The organism is Nocardia brasiliensis (genome assembly GCF_011801125.1).
Classification (GTDB): Bacteria; Actinomycetota; Actinomycetes; order Mycobacteriales; family Mycobacteriaceae; genus Nocardia; species Nocardia brasiliensis_C.
Window position 1 is genome coordinate 980,947 of sequence record NZ_CP046171.1, and the last position, 20,310, is coordinate 1,001,256.

The 20,310-nt window shown below is 69.1% G+C and carries 11 protein-coding genes; 10 read left to right on the top strand and 1 reads right to left on the bottom strand.

Features of this window, described 5'->3' with window-relative positions; genetic code table 11:
* Nucleotides 1–37: 37 nt before the first annotated feature.
* The 10 genes from F5X71_RS04475 (at nucleotide 38) to F5X71_RS04520 (ending at nucleotide 18,185) form a co-directional block, all read left to right on the top strand.
* Complete coding sequence (locus F5X71_RS04475) at nucleotides 38–6,175, top strand: non-ribosomal peptide synthetase (protein ID WP_167460787.1); 6,138 nt, start codon at nucleotides 38–40, stop codon at nucleotides 6,173–6,175.
* Nucleotides 6,176–6,212: 37 nt separating this feature from the next.
* On the top strand, nucleotides 6,213–6,977 hold the full coding sequence (locus F5X71_RS04480) for a thioesterase II family protein (RefSeq protein ID WP_167460788.1): 765 nt from the start codon (nucleotides 6,213–6,215) through the stop codon (nucleotides 6,975–6,977).
* Nucleotides 6,974–8,302, top strand: coding sequence for a polyketide synthase (locus tag F5X71_RS04485; RefSeq protein WP_167460789.1), 1,329 nt, complete (start codon nucleotides 6,974–6,976; stop codon nucleotides 8,300–8,302). The genes F5X71_RS04480 and F5X71_RS04485 overlap by 4 nt, the downstream gene beginning before the upstream one ends.
* Complete coding sequence (gene nbtC, locus F5X71_RS04490; protein ID WP_167460790.1) at nucleotides 8,295–11,432, top strand: nocobactin polyketide synthase NbtC; 3,138 nt, start codon at nucleotides 8,295–8,297, stop codon at nucleotides 11,430–11,432. Before F5X71_RS04485 ends, nbtC begins: the two co-directional genes overlap by 8 nt.
* Before the next feature lie 115 nt (nucleotides 11,433–11,547).
* Complete coding sequence (locus F5X71_RS04495) at nucleotides 11,548–12,531, top strand: ATP-binding cassette domain-containing protein (RefSeq protein ID WP_167460791.1); 984 nt, start codon at nucleotides 11,548–11,550, stop codon at nucleotides 12,529–12,531.
* A complete protein-coding gene (locus F5X71_RS04500) occupies nucleotides 12,528–13,298 on the top strand; it encodes an ABC transporter permease (protein WP_167460792.1) in 771 nt (256 codons plus the stop codon). The genes F5X71_RS04495 and F5X71_RS04500 overlap by 4 nt, the downstream gene beginning before the upstream one ends.
* Nucleotides 13,295–14,059, top strand: coding sequence for an ABC transporter permease (locus F5X71_RS04505; protein ID WP_167460793.1), 765 nt, complete (start codon nucleotides 13,295–13,297; stop codon nucleotides 14,057–14,059). The genes F5X71_RS04500 and F5X71_RS04505 overlap by 4 nt, the downstream gene beginning before the upstream one ends.
* A gap of 74 nt (nucleotides 14,060–14,133) precedes the next feature.
* Nucleotides 14,134–15,210 (top strand): MAB_1171c family putative transporter, encoded by a 1,077-nt coding sequence (locus F5X71_RS04510; RefSeq protein ID WP_167460794.1) that lies wholly within the window; start codon nucleotides 14,134–14,136, stop codon nucleotides 15,208–15,210.
* A complete protein-coding gene (locus F5X71_RS04515) occupies nucleotides 15,207–16,289 on the top strand; it encodes an MAB_1171c family putative transporter (RefSeq protein ID WP_167460795.1) in 1,083 nt (360 codons plus the stop codon). The genes F5X71_RS04510 and F5X71_RS04515 overlap by 4 nt, the downstream gene beginning before the upstream one ends.
* Before the next feature lie 117 nt (nucleotides 16,290–16,406).
* Nucleotides 16,407–18,185: an MFS transporter gene (locus F5X71_RS04520; RefSeq protein ID WP_167460796.1), complete on the top strand. Its 1,779-nt coding sequence runs from the start codon at nucleotides 16,407–16,409 to the stop codon at nucleotides 18,183–18,185.
* Nucleotides 18,186–18,227: 42 nt separating this feature from the next.
* Here the strand turns inward: F5X71_RS04520 and F5X71_RS04525 are convergent, their stop codons facing one another.
* Complete coding sequence (locus F5X71_RS04525) at nucleotides 18,228–20,267, bottom strand: M13 family metallopeptidase (RefSeq protein ID WP_167460797.1); 2,040 nt, start codon at nucleotides 20,265–20,267, stop codon at nucleotides 18,228–18,230.
* Between the last annotated feature and the right edge of the window lie 43 nt (nucleotides 20,268–20,310).

Sequence of the window (20,310 nt, forward strand, 5' to 3'; positions counted from 1 at the left end):
GCACCGGTTGTTTCGAGAAAAGATTGGTTTGACGTAGATGCGATCGCTGGAAGACCTACAGGAAGCGATGCGGGCCAGGCTCGCCGCCGAGGGCCTGGCGGGCACGCCCACCGTGCCGCAGCGCCGGGATCCGTCCCGCGCGGCCATGTCCTTCGGGCAGCGCTATGTGTGGGCCCACCAGCAGATCTCGCCGGACAGCACCGCCTACAACCTGTGCCTGGCGCTGACCTTCGTCGGCGAGGTCGTCGATGACGCACTGCGGCAAGCCTTTCTGGCACTGGTGCGCCGCCACGAGGTGCTACGCACCACCTATCACAACGACGAGCACGGCAATCCGTACCAGCGCATTCATCCCGAACTCGCGCCACGGGTCCGCGACCTCGATTTGACCGCGCTCCCGGCCGATGAGGCGGCGCGCACGCTCGACGCGCGGATCGCGGCGGCCGCGCACGAGACATTCGACCTGTCGAACGAGTCGTCCTTGCGACTGGACTTCGTGCGGGTCGACCCGCGCAGGCTCGTCGTGATCGTCGTGATCCAGCACATCGCCTGGGACGGCATGACTTTGCCCGCGCTGTCCAAGGATGTCGAGCGGTTCTATCGCGAGGCGATCGCCGGTGCGATCACGGTCGAGCCGCTGCGTCGTCAGGTCGCCGACTTCGCCGAGTGGGAACAGGACCGCTTCGCGACCGCGGATCACACTGCGGACAGCGACTTCTGGGCCGGTCGGTTCGACGGCGAGGTGCCCGAACTGCCGCTGCCGTACAACCGGCGCCCGGCCACCGTCACCGAACGCGGCAGCCGCCTGGACCGGCTGCTCGGCGCGGCGGCCGACGCCGGCCTGCGCGGGTTGAGCGCGGCACTGCGCACGACTCCGTTCTCGGTGTTCCTCGCCGCCTATTACGTCGCGCTGCGCCAGCTCACCGGCCAGGCCGACATCGTCATCGGCACCACGGTGGCCAACCGCGAAGAGTCCGGCATGGAGCTGCTGATCGGCAACTTCAGCAACATGATCCCGCTGCGGCTCGACCCGCTGCGCGAGCGGGGGAGCGCCGACACCTTCGGCGAGTTGGTCGACTACGTGCGGACCGTGACGACCGAAGCGTTCCGGCACAAGAACTTTCCGCAAGAGGGCGTGGTGCGCGCGGTCAACCGCGCGACCGGCAACGTGGGCTCCGCGCTGTTCGACACCATGGTGCTGTTCCTGGACCAGAAGATCGACGGACCGCAGCTGCCCGGCGCGGTGACCAGCTGGCAACTGGCCGACCACGGCGCCTCGCTGCTGCCCGTCGCGGTCGAGGCGTTCCTGCACAGCGACCGCGTCGACGTGCAGATCACCTATCGCACAGACCTTTTCGACGAGCCGACGATCGAGCGACTGCACGACTACATCGACGCGACGCTGGCCGCCGCCGCAGCGGAGCGCAGCGTGGACGAGCTGCTCGTGCTCAGCGCCGCCGACCGTGCCGCGGTGCGGAGCTGGTCGCGCGGCGGTGTGGTGCCGATCGAGGCGGACAGCGTCGACGCGATGATTCGCGCGTCGGCGCGCGAGCATCCCGAGCGGGTCGCGGTGATCTTCGGCGACATCGAGCTGACCTACGCCGAATTCGATGCCAGGGTGAACCGTTTCGCCCGGCGGCTGCTGGAGCGCGGTATCCGCGCGGGCGACCGGGTCGGTGTCTTCGCCGAGCGCAGCGAATGGCTGCCCGTGGTCTTCGCGGCCGTGCTGCGTACCGGCGCGGTGTATGTGCCGATCGATCCGAGCTATCCCGCCGATCGGATCGAGTTCATGCTCGGCGACGCGGAGCCGGCCCTGCTGGTCCGCTCGGCGCGTCCCGACCGATTGCTGGACCCGGAATGCACTGCGGGCGTTCCGATCCTGGATCTGGCCGACGAGGCGGAGCAGGGCGCCGCGGCGCGCCTGGACGGAAGCGCGATCCGGCCCGAGGAACTCGCGCGCCCGATCCACCCGTTCGACGCCGCCTACCTGCTGTACACCTCGGGTACCACCGGCAGACCCAAAGGCGTGGTGAACCACCACCGCGGCGTCGTCAACCACGTCCAATGGATGCGCGACTACCTCGGTTTCGGCGCGGAGCGCATCCTGCAGAAGGCGCCGATCGGCTTCGACGTCTCGGTCTTCGAACTGGTCAACGCGCTGTGCACCGGCTCGGCCACAGTGCTGCCGCCGCCGGATTGGTGGCAGGCCGATGTGGAGGCGCTGGCGGGCATCATCGATCGGCACCAGATCACCCAGATCTCGTTGGTGCCCAGCGTGACCCGGGCCTTCCTCGACGCCGCGCCCGATCCGGCCCGCCTGCGGTCCATGCGCTTCGTCTACCTCGGTGGCGAGGCGGTACCGCCGCCGCTGGTCGAGGAGGCGAGCCGGGTGTTCGGCGGCACCGTCCTCGGTCTCTACGGGCCGACCGAGGCGGCCATGGACCTGATGCACGAGAACTTCGCGGGGGCGCTGGCCAGGCCGGAGGAGTTCCGGTCGGCGCTGATCGGCCAACCGGAGTGGAATTCGACGGTTTATGTGCTCGACGATCGGCTGCGGCCGGTGCCGCCCGGGGTGACCGGTGAATTGTATTTGGGCGGTGCGCAACTCGCGCAGGGCTACCATCGCCGCCCCGACCTGAGCGCGGCGACCTTCGTCGCCTGCCCGTTCGCGGACGAGCCCGGCGCGCGGATGTACCGCACCGGTGACGTGGTGCGCTGGCATCCCAGCGGCAGCATGGAGTACCTGGGCCGGATCGACGACCAGGTGAAGGTGCGCGGTCACCGCATCGAGCTCGGCGAGGTCGGCTCGGTGCTGCGTCAGGCGCCCGGCATCGCCGCCGCGGCGGCCATCGCGATCAACCGCGACGCCGACGCGGCCTTGGTCGCCTACTACGTGCCCGAGTCGGGATCGGCGTTCGAATCCGGCGCCGAGTCCGAGAATGCCGGCGCCATCAGGGCTTTCCTCGCTGATCGGCTGCCCGAGTACATGATCCCCTCGGCGCTGGTGAAATTGGCCGCGCTGCCGCTGACGGCGAACGGAAAGCTGGACCGCAGGGCGCTGCCCGTGCCCGAACTCGGCGGCGACACCGGTCGCGGCCGGGCGCTGCGTGATCCGGCCGAGCAGGCGGTCGCCGAGGTGATCCGGCAGGTGCTCGGCCTCACCGCGCAGGTCGAACTGGCCGCCGACGACGACTTCCTCGCGCTCGGTGGCGATTCCATCAGCGCGATCCGGATGGCCTCGGCGCTCAAGAAGCGCGGCCTGTTGATCAGCACGAGCGCGCTGTTCGCGGCACGCACCATCGCGCTCATCGCCGCGGCCACCGAGCCGATCGACCTGTCGAGCGCGCCCGCGCTGGTCGAATCCGGCGACGGCACCGGCTGGATTCCGCTGAACCCGATCGCGACCCTGCTGATCGAGCAGAGCGCCGACTACGCCGCCTACAGTCAGGCGACGGCCGTGGTCACCCCGGCGGGCAGCACCGTCGAGCAGCTGACGTCGGTGCTCGACGCCCTGATCGACCGGCATCCGCTGTTGCGTGCCCGCCTGGCGGCCGGGCCGGCCGGGCGTACCGCCTACTACGTGCCGCGCACGGATGAGCCGTTCCGTCGCCCCACCCTGTACGACGTCGAGATCGACGGTGCCGCATGGGAATCCAGCGCGAGCGTCCTCCTGAACGAACAGTTGCGCCGGATCGCCGAGGAACTGGACCCGGCGGCGGGCCGCATGCTCGGTGCGGCCTGGGTGCACACCGGCGATCGCACGGCGGGCCGGTTGTTGCTGGTGCTGCACCACCTGGTGGTCGACGGTGTCTCGTGGCGCGTCATCCACGAGGATCTACGCAGACTGTGGGCGCAGGAAGAACTTTCGGCGGCCGACCTCGGCACCTCGGTGCAGGCGTGGAACACCGGACTGGTCCAGCTGGCCGCGGCCGACGCCGTGGTCGAGACCTTGCCCGCGTGGCAGGCGATCGCGGACAGTGCCGATCCACCGCTCGGCGCGCGGGCATTCGACGCCGCCGTCGACACGGTGGCGACGGTGCGTGAGATCACCGCCGAGTTGGACACCGCCGACACGCACTACCTGATGACCACCGCCGCGCAGGCCTTCGGCTGCGACTTCCTCGACATCCAAGTGGCCGCGCTCGCCGTCGCCACCCGACGGTTCCGGCAGGCCCGCGACCGCGACGCGGACACGGTCAAGCTCACCATGGAACGGCACGGTCGCGTCGAAACCCTCTTCGCCGGAGTCGATCTCGCCAACGCCGTGGGCTGGTTCACCACCGCCTATCCGGTCGCGCTCACCGTCGCGGCCGAGCCGGACATGGTGGGCGCGGTCAAGGCGGTCAAGGAACAGCTGCGTGCGGTGCCCGACGCGGGCATCGGCTGGGGGCTGCTGCGCCGCCTCAACGCCGACACCGCGCCGCGCCTGGCCGCGTCCGCGCCGCCGCAGCTCAGCTTCAACTACATGGGCCGGTTCGCCGTGCCCGACGCGGCGGGCACGGTCCAGGACTGGGATGCCGCACCGGAATTCGGCTACCTCGGCGGTCACGCCGACCCGGCCATGCCCGCGCCCGCGCTGCTCGACATCAACACGGTCGCACTGCTCGACAACGAGGATCCGGTGCTGCGAGCCTCGTTCCGTTTCCCGTCAGGGCCGTTGGCCGACAACGACGTTCGCGAGCTCGCCGACCTGTGGACCGGTGCACTGCGCGAGCTGGCCAAGACCGTGCGCGAGGATCCCGCGCGGCGGCTGACCCCGAGCGACGTCCTTGCTCGCGACGTGACCCAGCTCGACCTCGATCGCTGGCAGGCGCTCTACGGCCGCTACGTCGACGTGTATCCGCTCGCGCCGCTACAGGCGGGCCTGTACTTCACGGCGATCAGCAGCGCGGGCCGTGACGCCTACACCGTGCAGACCACGATCACCGTGCGCGGCGCGCTCGATGTGCCGCGGCTGACCCGGTCGCTGAACAACGTGCTGAACCGGTACCCGAATCTGCGCATCGCCGTGTCGGTCTCGCACGCCGGGCAGCCGTACGCGATCGTCGCCGAGCGAATGGAGTTCCTCGTCGAGGAGGTCGACTTCGCGACGAAGCCGGACGCGCAGGCGCGGCTGCTGGAATTCCTCGACGCCGATCAGGCGGGCGTGTTCGACCTGGCGCGTGGTCCGCTGATGCGCGCGACCGTGGTGCACCTGCCCGAGGGCGAGCACATGCTGGTGCTCGCCTCGCATCACATCCTCACCGACGGCTGGTCCGGTCAGTTGCTGCCGCGCGAGATCTTCGCCGACTACGCCAGCGGCGGCACGGCCGAACCGCTGGGCAACCCGGCGACCTTCGCGGAATTCCTCCGCCGCACCGAGGACCGCGAACAGGCGACCGAGGCCGTGTGGAACGAGTACCTGGCCGGGGTGCGACCCTGCGTCGTCGCGCCGAACCGGGTGCCTGGCGGCTCGAAAGTGCCGGTGGCGCACCGCTTCCCGGTCGACGCCGCGGTCGCGGACGGGTTGACCGAGCTGGCCGCGGCGGTCGGCACCACGTTCAGCGCGGTCTGCCAGCTGGCCTGGGCCAACGTGCTGCGCTACGTGACCGGCGGCGACGCGGCGGTTTTCGGCGAGGTCGTCTCCGGGCGCCCGGCCGATCTCGACGAAGTCGACAACGCCATCGGCTGTTTCGTGAACACCGTCCCGGTCGCGATCGAGCTGCCCGCCGAGCAGACCTGGCGGGACAGGCTCACCGACTTTCAGCGCCGCCGCGCCGAGCTCATGGAATTCCAGCAGTACCGCCTGACCTCGGCGAATCGGGCCGCGGGCGCGCGCAGGCTGTTCGACAGCATGTTCGTGTTCCAGTCCTACCCGTCGGGCCGGGACGAACTGGTGCGGTTGCTCGGCGAGGAGCAGCTGGATCTGGTGTCGTTCGAGGGCCGCGGCGCCACCGACAACGCGCTGCTGATCATGATCTTCCCCGCGGACCTGCTGTTCCCGGGCGAACCCCTTCAGGTCGTCGTCTTCTACGCCGAGGACTGCTTCGACGACAACGACATTCAGATCATCGAGTCCGCTTTCACCAACACCCTGCGTGCCATCGCCGAGGACGCCGATCGCCGGATCGGCGATACCGAGATTCTCGACGACTCGGATCTGGGGATGTTGGTCATGCGACGGATGTGGCAGTGAAGCACCGCGATCGTGGTGCCAGGCAGGAGATCAGGTAATGGCTAGTACACCGGGCTGGATCCGAAAGTTTCACAAACCGCGGTCCGCGGCCAACCCACCACTGGTGATCTGTCCGCACGCGGGCGGCGGCGCCTCGACGTACCGGCCCTTCTCCAAGGCACTCAGCGCGCATTTCGACGTGATCCTGCTGCAGTACCCGGGTCGGCAGGATCGAGCGCACGAGCCGGTGCGCGAGACCATCCAGGAGACCGCCGCGGACGCGTTCGACGAATTCGCGCGCTCGCCGTTCAACCGGGGTGAGCCGATCACCATCTTCGGCCACAGCATGGGCACCATGGTGGCCTTCGAGTTCGCCCGGTTGGCCGAGGCCGCGGGCGTTCCCGTCCGGATGCTCGGTGTCTCCGGCGCGTGCGCGCCGTGGCAGGTGGCCGATATGCCGCCGCATCCGACCGAGGACGACGAGTTGCTCGACCATGTCGGCGGGCTGCAGGGGACCGGCGCCGATCTGCTGGCGAACCGCGAGTTGATGCGCATGGCCTTGCCCGCGTTGAAGGGCGACTACCGCGCGTTCGACGCCTACACCTGCGCCAAGGACGTCACCATCGGCACCGGTATCCACGCCATGGGCGGCAGCGAGGACGCCTATGTCGGGATCGGTGACCTGTTCGCCTGGCAGCAGCACACCGAGCGGCAACTGTCGGTGACGATGTTCGACGGCGGGCACTTCTACCTCAATGACCAGGTCGAGGGCATCGCGGAAATCCTTTCCGCCGCAGTGACTTCTCCGGAGGCGACCCGATGAGTACGCAGCAGATCGACGACGATCCGATCGTCGTCGCCGGCCTCGCGGTCGAAGCGCCCGGCGGCATCGACAGCCTTGCCGGCTTCTGGTCCGCGCTCGCCGAATCGCGTGACCTGATCGGCCCGTTCCCACGGGACCGGGAGTGGCCGATCGAACGGCTGCTGACCCAGTCCGAAGCCGAAGGGTGGAGCCGCGTGCGCGACGCGGGCGGATTCCTCGACGGCGCCGCCGAATTCGATCCGATGTTCTTCGGCATCACGCCGCGCGAGGCGGTGGCGATGGACCCGCAGCAGCGGGTAGCGCTGCGGGTCGCGTGGCGCGCGCTGGAGAACGCGGGCATCAATCCGGCGACCCTGGCCGGTGCCGAAGTCGGTTGCTACATGGGCGCTTCGTACACCGAGTACGGGCCGCGCGGCGACGAGGCGAACGAGCAGACCGGATACCGGGCCACCGGCTCGGCGATGGCCGCCGTATCCGGGCGCATCTCGAACTGCCTCGGCCTGTCCGGGCCGTCGATGACGGTGGAGGCGGCCTGCGCGTCGTCGTTGGCCGCGGTACATCTCGCGGCGGCGGCGATCCGTGCGGGCGAGTGCGACTGGGCGCTGGCGGGTGGTGTGTGCGTGCTGGGCTCGCTCGGTGGTTTCTTCGAATTCTCCAAGGTCAACGCGCTCTCGACGGATGGGCAGTGCAAGCCGTACGCCGCGGACGCGAGTGGCACGCTGTGGGGTGAGGGTGCCGGCGTCGTTGTGCTGGAACGGGAATCACGCGCCAGGGAGCACGGGCACCGGGTGTACGGGCGGGTGCTGGCGACCCGGGTGAACCACAACGGTTCGGGCGCGCCGATCGCGGTGCCGAGCGCGGCGGCGCAGGAGCAACTGATCGTGAAAACGCTGCGGCAGGCGGGGATCTCGGCGGACCTGATCGGCATGATCGAAGGGCACGGGACCGGCACGGCGGTCGGCGATCCGCTCGAATTGACCGCGCTGGCGCGGGTTTACGGTGCGGCCGCCGAGGCGGGCAACGGCCCTCGCCTCGGTTCGGTCAAGTCGAACCTGGGCCACGCGCAGGCCGCGGCGGGCATCCTCGGCCTGATCAAGGTGCTGCTGAGCGGCCTGCACGGCCGGATCGCGCCCACCAGGCACGCGGAAAACCCGACCACACAGCTGGATTGGGTGCAGTCGGGGTTGCGGCTTGCCGATCGGTTGGTGGATTGGGCGCCCCGCGACGGGGTGCGTTACGCCGCGGTCTCGTCGTTCGGCGTCGCGGGCACGAACGCGCACGCGGTCATCGCGATGCCCGTGCTGGAGGAGGAAGTCCATGTCTAGCCATCGCCTGCCGGACGGCAGCATTCCGGTCCTGCTGTCCTCGGACGCGCCGGACTCGTTGCGCCGCGAGGCCGCCGCCATTCTGGGCTACCTGGAGACGCATCCCGGCGTCGGCCCGGATCAGGTGGCCGACATGCTGTTTCGCACCCGGGTGGCGCGGCGCTATCGAGCGCTGGCCATGGTCACCGAGCGCACCGACCTCGTCGAGGCGCTGCGTGCGGTCGCGGCGGGCGAGGCGCACGCCTCGGTCGTGACGACGGGCGGCGCGGCCAAGCCGCGCAAGATCGGCTACGTCTTCCCCGGCCAGGGCAGCCAGTACGCGGGCATGGGCCGGATGTTCTACGGCAGCTCGCCCGCCTTCCGGGCCGCGGTGGACGAGGCCGAGGCGGTCTTCCATGAGCTGTTCGACCTCTCGCCGCGGTCCTACCTGCTGGCCGAGACCGACCCGGGGCACAACCTGCTGCGCATCGTGCAGCCCGCGCTGTTCATGCAGATGGTCGGCCTTGCCGCGATGTGGCGGGCGGCCGGGGTCACCCCGGCCGTCACCATCGGGCACAGCCAGGGCGAGCTGGCCGCCGGTGTGGTGTCGGGCGTGATCACGCTCGCCGACGCCGTGCGCGTGGTGACGCTGCGCGGCGGATTGGTTGACACGCTGGCCAAGCAGGAGGGCAGGGAAGACACCTACTCGATGGCTGTCGTCGGGGTGGACCGCGAGGAGTGCGAGGCCATCCTGGCCCGCCATTCCGGGTGGGCCGAGCTCTCGGTGATCAACTCCGCGCACGTGCTCGCCATCGGCGGCGAGAGCGCCACGGTCGCACAGGTGGTCGCCGATCTGACCGCGGCGGGCAAGTTCGCCAAGGAGATTCGCGTCGGTTACCCGGCGCACACCTCCGTGGTGACCGAGTTCCGGGACAGCTTCCTGGACAAAACGCTGGTGGCCGAACTCGATCGGGCCGAGTTCACAGCCACCGACATCGAATGCATCGGTTCCACACTGGGGACGGCGATCACCCCCGATCTGCCGGTGGGCGACTACTGGTACTGGAACCTGCGTAACCGGGTGCGATTCGATCTGGCGATCGCCCGCGCGGCCGAGCGCGGCGTCGACACCTATCTCGAAATCGCCGACCACCCGGCTCTTTTCCTCGCGGTTCAGGAGAATCTGAGCACCGTCGCGCAGCAGCGTGACTTCCAGACGATCGGCACCTCGCGCCGCACGGCCACCGATCTGCGCGAGTTCACCCGCAACCTCGGGCTCGTCGCGGTGAGCGACCTCGGCTACGACTGGTCGGCCTTGCGCACGAATTCGACCGCGGCGCCACGGCTTCCGCTGCTCGACTTCCCGAACACGCAGATGAACCCGAAGCATCTGTGGGCCGCGTACAAGCCCGCCGCCGCGCCTGCCGTTCAGACAACGCGCGTCGCGGGCGAAACCACCGATGGCCCAGCGGAAGTCGTGGCGCAGGCGACAGTGCACGCGCAACGGCTGGCCGAGCAGTGGGTGCGGTTGGGCGGGCGCGCGCTGGTTCCCCCGCGCACCATCGCGGTGCTCGACCATGCGGGTGGCAGCGGCGATCTGGTCGCCGCGTTCCGTGCTGCGGCCCCGCGACACGGTGTGTCGATCGTCGATCCGGACCCGGAATCACACAGCGCGGGAGCGGTTTTCGACACCCTGGTGATCGTCCTGCCCGCGGTGCCCGATGCGGACGCGGGCGCGGCGGTCGAGCAGCTGGCCGGCTTCCTCGGTGAGCGCGCCTGGCTGCCGAGCCTGGACGGCGTCCGCGATGTGTGGCTGGTCACCACCGGTGGCGAGCACGTGCTCGACTCGGACGTGCCGGACCTGTGCCATGCCGCGGCGCCCGCGGGCTTCCGCTGCTTGGCGGCCGAACACCTGGGCGTCGCCTTCCGGCACGTGGACCTCGCTGCCGGCCAACCGATTCCCGATGCCGCGAACGCGCTCATGGTCGCGCTGCACACCGCGGTGGAGCCGGAGCTCGCGGTGCGCGCCGGCGGGCTGTACGCGAAGCGGCTGGTCGCCGCCGACAGCGGTGAACGCCGTCCGCTGGACGGAACGGACCTGCGCGAGGTCGTGATCGTGGGCGGGACCGGCAAACTCGGGCTCGACCTGTGCGAGGAGTTCGTGCGCCTCGGAGCCGGTCGCATCACCTTGGTCAGCAGGTCGGGCGGGTCCGGCGAGACGACCGAACGGCTGCGCGGCATCGAGCGCCTCGGTGCCACCCAGGTGGTCCTGCGTCAGTGCGATGTCACCGACGAGGCCGCGGTGCGCGCGCTCGCGGAGCGGTACCGTGACACGCCCGCGGACTTGATCGTCCACGCCGCGGTCGACTACACCACCGTTGTCGAGTACACCCCGGCCGCGGTGCGCGCGGCCGCCGCGCCGAAAATCGTTGCGGCGGAACTGATGGTCCGGCACTTCCCGCGCCGGCCGGACGGCCGTATCGTGCTGTGCTCCTCGCTCTCGGCCACCGTCGGCGGACTCGGCCACATGGTGTACGCCGCGGTGAACCGGCTGCTCGACGCGGCCGCCGTGCGCTACCGCGGCCAGGGTGTCGCGTGCACCAGCGTGCAGTGGGGGCTCTGGCGGGAGGTCGGCTTGGGCCGGGACGACGCGATGGCGAAGTTCAGCGGCTCCGGTCTGCTACCGCTGAACCCGGCGAGCGCGGTCGCCACCGGATTCTCCGCGGCCGCGGAGAACGTCATCGTCGCCACGGCGGATTGGGGGCGGCTCGAGGCGCTGTTCTCCGCGCTCGGTTTCGGCCCGTTGTTCGGCGCGCTGGAACTGACGAACCTGCCGGTGCCCGAGATACCAGCGCCCGCAGCGGTTCCCGTACCCGCGCCGCGTGCTGCCACGGCGGAGACCGTGCCCGCGGCACCGAGCCCGGTCTCGCCGGATACCGCCGAGCAGGTGCGGCTCGCGCTGCGCGCGGTGATGGGCCTGGACACCACCGAGACCATCGACGGGTCGGTCCCGCTCGTGGCCCTCGGCCTGGATTCGTTGCAGGCGTTGGACTTACGCAAGCGCATCGAGGTCGAACTACAGCGTGAGCTGCCGGTCACCGCGATACTGGGCGGCGCGTCCCTCGACGAGGTGGTGACATTGCTCGGCTAGTTGCCCGGTTCGGGCAGACAACGTGGGGCGGGCTCAGCGATGACCGGGTCCGCCCTGATCGGGATTCGCAGGCACCAACGACGATTCGTACGCGGCAAGGACGGAGAGCAGCACGGTGGATTCGAGCAGGGACACGGCGGCGGGCGCGGCTTCGGCCGACGCCGCGATCGTCGTCGAGGGCGTGGAGAAGTCGTTCGGCGAGGTGAAAGCCTTGCGCGGGATCAGTTTCGAGGTGCCGAAGGGCAGCGTGCTCGGAGTGCTCGGGCCGAACGGTGCGGGCAAGACCACCACGGTGTCGGTGCTGTCGACCCTCACCAAACCCGATGCCGGGCGGGCGCTGGTGGCCGGGTACGACGTCGTGCGCGAGGCGGCGGCGGTCCGGTCGTCCATCATGCTCACCGGTCAGTACGCGGCGCTGGACGAGATGCTGACCGGCCGGGAGAATCTGGTGCTGTTCGGCCGCTTGATGGGGTTGGGCCGCAAGGAAGCCAAGGCGCGCGCCGCGGAGTTGCTCGGTCAGTTCGAGCTGGCGCAGGCCGCCGATCGCCGGGTCGGTCAGTACTCCGGCGGCATGCGCAGGCGCATCGACATCGCCTGCGGGCTGGTGCGTCCGCCGCAGGTGGTCTTCCTCGACGAGCCGACCACCGGTCTCGACCCGGTGAGCAGGCAGAGCCTCTGGGGCCTGGTGCGCTCGCTGAAGCAGCAGGGCGTCACGATCCTGCTCACCACGCAGTACCTCGAAGAGGCGGATGTGTTGAGCGACAACATCATCGTCGTCGACAAGGGCACCGTGATCGCCGAGGGCACCGCCGACCAGCTCAAGGCGCGCACCGGCGCGAGCTACTGCGAGGTGGTCCCGGCCGATCCCGGCGATGTCCCCGCCGTGGTCACCGCGCTCACCGGCCTCGGCGAGATCACCGTCGCCGAATCCGCCGACCGGGTCTCGCTGCCCGCGCCCGGCGGTGCGGCCACGCTGGGGGAGGCGCTGCGCCGGATCACCGAGGCCGAGATCGAACTCATCGACATCGCGCTGCGCAGGCCCTCGCTGGACGAGGTGTTCATCGAGTTGACCAAACCGGCAGCGGCGGCCGGCGCATGACGACCGACACCATCCTGCGGGTGCCGCACAGCAGGCAGTGGACCGCGTTGAGCGGCCGCGGTATTCGGGCCGCGGTGCGCGAGGGCGACCTGATCCTCGCCTTCGCGGCGCCGCTGACCTTCTTCGTCTGTGTCTATGTGCCGCTGCGTCGTTCGATGGAGGCGACGGGCATCGATTACGCGCAATATCTGCTGCCGTTGATCGCGATCCAGGCCATGTTCTTCACCGCGATGTTCGCCGGCGACCGCGCGGCCAGAGAAGTGGCGGGCGGCATGGGAACCCGGCTGCGCGCCATGCCGGTGCCGCCGTGGGTACCGCCCGCCGCACGGATCTCGGCGAACTCGGTGCGCGCGCTGGCCGCGTTGGCGGGCGCGCTGACCACCGGCACGCTGTTCGGCTTCCGCTTCCACGGCGCGGGAGCGACGGTGGCGTTCCTGGTGCTGATCCTGGCGTTCGGTGCGGCCGCCGTGATCGGTGCCGACGCGCTCGGCACCGCGACGGCCAACCCGGAACTCGGCGCGACGGTGCTGTTCGCACCGCAGCTGCTGCTGCTCATGATGTCGACGGGGTTCGTTCCGGCACAAGGGTTTCCGAGTTGGATCCAACCGTTCGTGCGCAACCAGCCGGTCTCGCAGGTGGCGGGCGCCTTGCGCGAACTGTCCGAGGGGCGGTTCACCTCGACCAGCACCGTTGCCGCGATCTGGGTGGCCGGGTTGCTGATCGCGGCGATGATCGTGGCGGTGCGCGTGGAAGGACGGCGGCGATGAGCGCCCTGGTCGAGCAGAGCTTGGTGGAAACCGGCAGGCTGCTACGTCGCTGGAGCAGGCAGCAGGAGGTGGTGACCACGACGCTGGTGCTGCCGATCCTGTTGCTGCTCATGTTCGATCTGGTGTTGAGCAAGTCGCTCGACCTCGGCGGCGGCACCGACGCGATCTACGGATTCGTGCCGATGATCGCGGTGTCCGGCGCGATGTACGGGGCAATGGGCACCGGCCTGTCGCTGTACGGCGAGCGGGAAAGCGGTCTGCTGCGGCGCTTCTGGGTGTTGCCGATCAACCGCTCCGCCGGGCTGATCGGCAGGCTGCTCGCCGAATGCCTGCGCGCGCTGGCGGCCACCGCGATCGTGCTCGTTGTCGGTGTCATCCTCGGTCTGCGTTTCGAGCAGGGGCTGGCGGGGGTGCTCGGTGTGCTGATCGTGCCGGTGATCGTCATCGCGGGATTCACGCCGATGGTGATCGTGGTGGGGGTCAGCAGCATCGGCGACAAGGTCGTGCAGATCTTCGCCGCGGTGGTGCTGCTCGCGATGTTCTTCAACTCCGGCTTCGTGCCACTGGAGAACTATCCGGGTTGGTTGCAGCCGATCGTGCGCGGCCAGCCGATGAGCTGTGCGGTGGAGGCGATGCGCGGATTCACCGTCGGCGGTCCGGTCGCGGTGCCGCTGGCACAGACCATCGCGTGGTCGGCCGGCCTGGTCCTGGTCTTCGGCGCGCTCGCGGTGCGCGGATACCGCAAGGCCGCGCAGGGCTGATCGGTCGCACTCGGCCGCCACCGCGATTTCGCCGCGGCGGCAGGCCGCGTGCGCGCCGGTTACAGTCTTCGGCGATGAATTCCGTACCTGCGCTGCTGATCCTGTCCGTGGGTGTGTTCGCCGCGATCGTCACGGCCGGGCGTTGGCTGCTGACGAACGACTCGAGCACGGATCGCCTCATCAATCGCCTGTGGACCTGGGAGCTCACCGGGTTCCTGCTGCACGGCGTCGCGTCGGGGGCGGGTTCTCCCGATCTGGCCCGACGACTGTTCATGGGTTGCGGGCTGATGGCGGGCGCTTGTGCGTACGGGTTCGCGCGCCTGTTGTTCGACGGACAAGCCCGCTACACGGCCCGCCGCAGGCAGCGGTGGTACGACGGAATGGCGATCGTCGCTGCCGGCAGCATCCTGTTGGTCGAGCCCGTCGCGGATCATCTGTTGCCGTTCAGTTGGTCCGCGCTGATCTGGACGTTGTCCGGATATTTCAGCGCGGTCGCCGGATTCATCCTGCTGGTGACCTGCGTCCGGGAATTGCGGTCGGGCGAGCTCACGCTCCGGCAGCGGCTGTTTTTCGTTGTCCTGTTCGTCCTGTCGCTCTACTGGTCCATCGGTTCCGTCATCGGCGGTATCAGAACCGCGCTCGGGGCGCCCCCGTCGGAGCCGGGATGGGCGTGGACGATCGTCATCTTCGTCAGCTTCTGCCTTGCCACCTTGCTGATTTCGGTTCGCCTGGTGGACGTGCTGCTCGCGCGTACGCGATGGGATCGGGCCGGTCGGCACTGCAGGCGGCTCACCCCGATGTGGCGCGACCTCACCACCGCGGTGCCGGAAGTAGTGCTCGCACAGGATGATTCCGTTGACCAGGATTCCGCGCACCGGCGCTACCGGATGACCGTCGAAATCTGGGATGCGCTGTTGCGGCTACGACCGTACGTCCGAGCGCCCGCGAACGGGCCCGGCACGCGGACCGACGAGCGCGGCTACGCCCAGGTGCTGGCCGAGGCGGGGCGGGCGAAATTGAACGGGATGTCCCCGGTGGCGCAGCCCACCGCCGTGCTGCCCCGGCCTGCCGATCGCGCGTCGGAACTGCGAATGCTGCTCGGTCTGGCCAGGGTGTGGCCTACCTCGGTCGACTACGATCGGCCGCGATGAATTCCGCGCCGCCTGTCTTCACGACGATCGTCGTCGCGCTCGTGCTCGTGGTGGTCTGCGGCCGATGGTGGCTGGTCAACGAGACGCTCACCGATCGCCTGATCAATCGCGCGCTGTCCTGGGATATCGGCGCGGTGTTCGGGTACCTGTTCGTCGCCGGTGCGGGCTACCCGGATCTGGGGCAGCGGGTGTTCGTGGCCGTCGGCCTGCTGGCGCTGTCGAACTCCTTCGGGTTCGTGATGTCGCTCGGCGCACCGGATCTGCGGCAGAGCTGGCGGCGGCAGCGCCGATACGACACGGTGGCGCTGTCGGTCGGGCTCGTCGTGCTGGTCTGCGCCGTGGGCAACGAGTTGGCGCTGTTCCGGGGCGTGTTGCCCGCGGTGGACTGGGATGGGCTGTTGTGGGTCGGGACCGATGCCTGGCTCATCGTGATCGCGGTGTTACTGGGCCGGGCGTGCCTGCGCGAACTTCGCGTCGTGGGCATGACGGCCCGGGAGAAGTCGACCTACTGCGCGCTGCTCGCGGTCGCGGCCTGCAGTGCCTGCGGCTCGGTGGTCCGCACCCTGACCACGTTGTCCGGGGCCTCGCCGCAGCACATGGGCGCCGGGTGGGCGGTGGTCTCGTTCACCGCGCTGGCGATCCTGGCCTTGTTGATCTCGATGCCGCTGATCGATGCGCTGCTCGTGCGCGCGGGGCTGGATCGGGCGGGGCGATGCTGTCGGCAGTTGCGTCCGCTGTGGCACGACCTCACCACCGCCGTGCCCGAGGTGGTGCTGCCGCTGGCGCCCGCGGAGCAGCGTGGCTCCAGCGCGCGGCTGTATCGGATGACCGTCGAGATCAGGGACGCGTTGCTGCATCTGAAGCAGTTCGTGCCCGACCCCGGGGGCGGCGAGGTGACCGACCTCGGCACTTACGCGCGGGGTATCGCCGAGGCCGCCCGCCTGAAGCTGCACGGTGTGCCGCCGTCATACCCAAGGCAGGCCGTGCGGCTGCCTGCCGGTGATCGGACGACCGAACTCGGCAATCTGCTCGCGCTCGCGCGCGAATGGGCCGCCGCCCGCACCGCCTTCGCGGACTAGGCCCACGTCGCTCGGGCGATCGTTCGCGGCGCGACGGGAAATGTCAGCGGTCTTGATGGTTAGATCAGCTAACTATATAGTTAGCGGAGATAACGACTCCGAGGGGACACCGTGCCGATGTCATCCACCGATCTCGATCCGGGCGAGGTCGCCACCATCCGCCGCAGGCTGCGCTACGACCGCGACCACCCGCGCTACAAGTGGATCGTGCTGACCAACACCACGCTCGGGGTGTTGCTCACCGCCATCAACTCCTCGATCGTGCTGATCTCGCTGCCCGCGATCTTCCGCGGTGTCGGGCTGAACCCGCTGGAGGCCGGCAATGTCGGCTACCTGCTGTGGATGCTGATGGGCTACCTGCTCGCGACGGCGGTGCTGGTCGTGATGTTCGGCAGGCTCGGCGACATCTTCGGCCGGGTCCGCGTGTACAACCTGGGCTTCGCCGTCTTCGCGGTCTGCGCGCTCGCCCTGTCCTTCGATCCGTTCCACGGCGGCGCGGGCGCGATGTGGATCATCATCTGGCGGGTGGTGCAGGGCGTCGGCGGCGCCATGTTGACGGCCAACTCGGCGGCCATCCTCACCGACGCCTTCCCGGCCGAACAACGTGGCACCGCGCTCGGCATCAACATGGTCGCCGCGGTGGCGGGTTCCTTCCTCGGCCTGCTCATCGGCGGCGTGCTCTCGGAATGGGATTGGCGGGCGGTGTTCTGGGTCAGCGTGCCGATCGCCGTGCTCGGTGCGTTCTGGTCCTACCGCTCGCTGCACGAGGTCGGCATCCGGTCGGCGGGCAAGCTCGACTGGGCGGGCACGATCACCTTCGGCCTCGGCCTCACCGCGTTGCTCACCGGCATCACCTACGGCATTCAGCCCTATGGCGGGCACGCGACCGGCTGGTCGAGCCCGTGGGTGCTCGGTTCGGTGGCAGGCGGCATCGCGCTGCTCGGGGTGTTCTGTGTGGTGGAGACCAAGGTCGCCGATCCGATGTTCCACCTCGGGCTGTTTCGCAACCGTGCCTTCGGTCTCGGCAATTTCAGCAACCTGATGGTGTCCATCGGTCGCGGCGGCATGCAGTTCATGCTGATCATCTGGTTGCAGGGCATATGGCTGCCGTTGCACGGCTTCAGTTTCGAGTCGACACCGCTGTGGGCCGGCATCTATCTGTTGCCGCTCACCGTGGGATTCCTTGCTGCCGGACCGATCTCGGGATGGCTGTCTGACCGCTACGGCTCCCGCCTTTTCACCACCGGCGGCGCGCTGATCTCGGCCGCGACGTTCCTGCTGCTACTCGTCATTCCGGTCGACTTCGACTACTGGCTGTTCGCGTTGATCGTGCTGCTGAACGGCATCGGCAGCGGGCTGTTCTTCTCGCCGAACACCGCCGCCATCATGTCCAGCGTGCCCGCCGCGCAACGCGGCGCGGCCTCAGGTATGCGCGGCACCCTGTTCAACGGCGGCAACGCCCTGTCGATGGGAATCTTCTTCTCGCTCATGGTCGTCGGACTCGCCGCCAGCCTGCCCTCGGCACTGGACGCGGGTCTGCGCGCGCAGGGGGTATCCGCGAGCGCCGCCGCCGAGGTCGCGGGCATGCCGCCGGTGGCGAGCATGTTCGCCGCGTTCCTCGGCTTCAACCTGATCCAGGAATTGCTCGGTCCCACCGGCGAATTGGCCGAGCCGGGGGTCGACGCCGCCACGCTGACCGGCCAGGAGTTCTTCCCGGATCTGCTGACCGGCCCGTTCCACACCGGCCTGGTCGTGGTTTTCGTCGCGGCGGCGATCATGATGCTGCTGGCCGCGGCGGCCTCCTACTTCGCGGGCAACAAGTACGTGCACGACGAGCGGGCCGAGCTCGCCGAAGCCGAGGAACAGGGCGAACCCATCCCCGTCGCTGTTCGCTGAGCTCGCCCGGCCGTGCCGCCGCGGCTCGAAAACCGTTGTGACTCAGAAGGTGACGCGCTGGTCCTGCGGCATGAACAGCTTGTCACCCTCCTTCACGTCGAACGCGGTGTAGAACTCCGCCAGGTTGCGCACGACCTGGTTGCAGCGGAACTCGGCGGGGGAGTGGGTGTCGCTGGCCAGGTAGCGGACCGTCAGCTCTTTGGTCTGCTTTTCTCGCCAGCTGCGCGCCCAGGACAGGAACATCGACCGATAGTCGGGGTTGTCGACACCGCGGCGCTTCTCCGAGATGCGGAACGCGGCCAAGGTGATCTGCAACCCGCGCAGGTCGGCCAGATTCTCACCGACGGTCAACTCCCCGTTGATGTGCTGGCTCGGGTCGAGTCCCTCCGGCACCAGCGCGTTGTACTGCTCGACGAGCTGCTTGGCTTTGGCGTCGAACTTCGCCCGGTCCTCCGGTGTCCACCAGTCGCTGCGGTTTCCGTCGCCGTCGTATTTCGAGCCCTGATCGTCGAAACCGTGGCCGATCTCGTGGCCGATGGTCGCGCCGACCGCGCCGAAATTGACGGCCGACTGCGCGTCCTTGTCGAAGAACGGCGGCTGCAGGTAGGCGGCGGGGAACACGATCTGGTTGGAGGTGGCCTGGTAGTAGGCGTTCACCGTCTGCGGCGACATGCCCCACTCGGTCTTGTCCACCGGACCGCCGAGTCGTGCGAACGCGCGCTTGACCTCGAAAGTGTTGATGGCGAGCAGGGATTCGATCAGCTTGCCCTTGGTGATCTTCAGCTGCGAGTAATCGACCCACTTGTCCGGATAACCGATCTTCGGATCGATCTTGTCCAGCTTCGCCAGTGAGGCCTTCCTGGTCTCCGGCGACATCCACGTGGAGTTGGTGAAGTTGTCCCGGTACGCGGCGATCACGTCATCGAGCATTTCCTTCGCCCGCTGCTTCGCCTCGGGCGGAAAGTGCTTGTCCACATAGACTTTGCCGAGCTGCTCGCCCAGATACTCGTTGACGATGCCCACGCCGTACTTCCAGCGTTCGGGGCGCTCGTCCTGACCGTTGAGCACCTTGCCCTTGAACTCGAAGTTCGCGTCGTTGACGGCCTTCGGCAGGTACGGCGCGTAGTTGCGGAGCACGCTGAGCTTCAAGAAGTCACGCCAGGTGGGGATGTCGACCTCGGTCCACAGCTGTCCAGCGGCGGTGATGAACGACGGCTGGGCCACGATCATCGTCCGGAACAGCTCCCGCGGCCGGTCGGTGTTGCCCGCCAGCCACGGGTCCCAATCGAAACCCGGTGCGAGCGCGGTCATGTCGGCCCAGCTGAACACGTTGTAGGTCGCGTCGGCGTCGCGGTTGCGCACGTTGTCCCAGTGCGCGGGGGCAATGCGCTTCTCCAGATCGAACACCCGCTGCGCCATGCCCGCCGGGTCGGGGAAACCGGCTCCCGCGCAGATGCGTTCGAGGAACACCCGGTACTGCGCGAGCACTTCGGCGTGTTCGGGCTTGCGGAAATACTGCTCACCGAGCCCGAGGCCGGACTGCCCGACCGACGGGATATAGGCGTTCGAATTCTTCCGGTCGATGCTGATTCCCAGCCCGATCAAACCGCTGATCGGCAGCTCGGCCATCACCTTGGCGAGCTCGGGCTTGGTCGCCGCCTTGTCGACCTTGTCGAACAGCTCGGCGAGCGGGCTCATGCCGAGCCGCTCGATCTCGTCCCAGTCCACCCTGGCGTCGTAGAGGTCGCGGATCTGTTGCTCCTCGGAGCCGGGCTTCGGGTCCTTGATCCCGTCGATGATCTCGCGCAACTGCTGCTCGGTGCGTTCGGCGGCCTCGCTCGTCGAGCCGAAGGCCGGCTTGTCCGGCGGCAACTGGTACTCGCGCAGCCACTTCCCGTTGACGTGCCGGTACAGGTCGTCCTGCGGGCGGATCGCGTCGTCCGCGCCGCCCAGGTCGACACCGGTGAGCGTCTTGCTCGACGCCTCGGTGTCGCTCGAGCAGGAGGCCAACGCGGCCGCGGCCGGCACCAGGCCGAGCGCGATCAGAAACGCACGGCGGTCCAGCTGTCCGAGACGTGTCACGAGGATTCCTCTCCCGATGCGGCCCGCCGCATCCTCGTCAGGC

Coding starts and splice junctions, on each gene's coding strand:
- F5X71_RS04475 (WP_167460787.1), top strand. CDS start 38: ATGCGATCGCTGGAAGACCTACAGGAAGCGATGCGGGCCAGGCTCGCC.
- F5X71_RS04480 (WP_167460788.1), top strand. CDS start 6,213: ATGGCTAGTACACCGGGCTGGATCCGAAAGTTTCACAAACCGCGGTCC.
- F5X71_RS04485 (WP_167460789.1), top strand. CDS start 6,974: ATGAGTACGCAGCAGATCGACGACGATCCGATCGTCGTCGCCGGCCTC.
- nbtC (WP_167460790.1), top strand. CDS start 8,295: ATGTCTAGCCATCGCCTGCCGGACGGCAGCATTCCGGTCCTGCTGTCC.
- F5X71_RS04500 (WP_167460792.1), top strand. CDS start 12,528: ATGACGACCGACACCATCCTGCGGGTGCCGCACAGCAGGCAGTGGACC.
- F5X71_RS04505 (WP_167460793.1), top strand. CDS start 13,295: ATGAGCGCCCTGGTCGAGCAGAGCTTGGTGGAAACCGGCAGGCTGCTA.
- F5X71_RS04510 (WP_167460794.1), top strand. CDS start 14,134: ATGAATTCCGTACCTGCGCTGCTGATCCTGTCCGTGGGTGTGTTCGCC.
- F5X71_RS04515 (WP_167460795.1), top strand. CDS start 15,207: ATGAATTCCGCGCCGCCTGTCTTCACGACGATCGTCGTCGCGCTCGTG.
- F5X71_RS04520 (WP_167460796.1), top strand. CDS start 16,407: ATGTCATCCACCGATCTCGATCCGGGCGAGGTCGCCACCATCCGCCGC.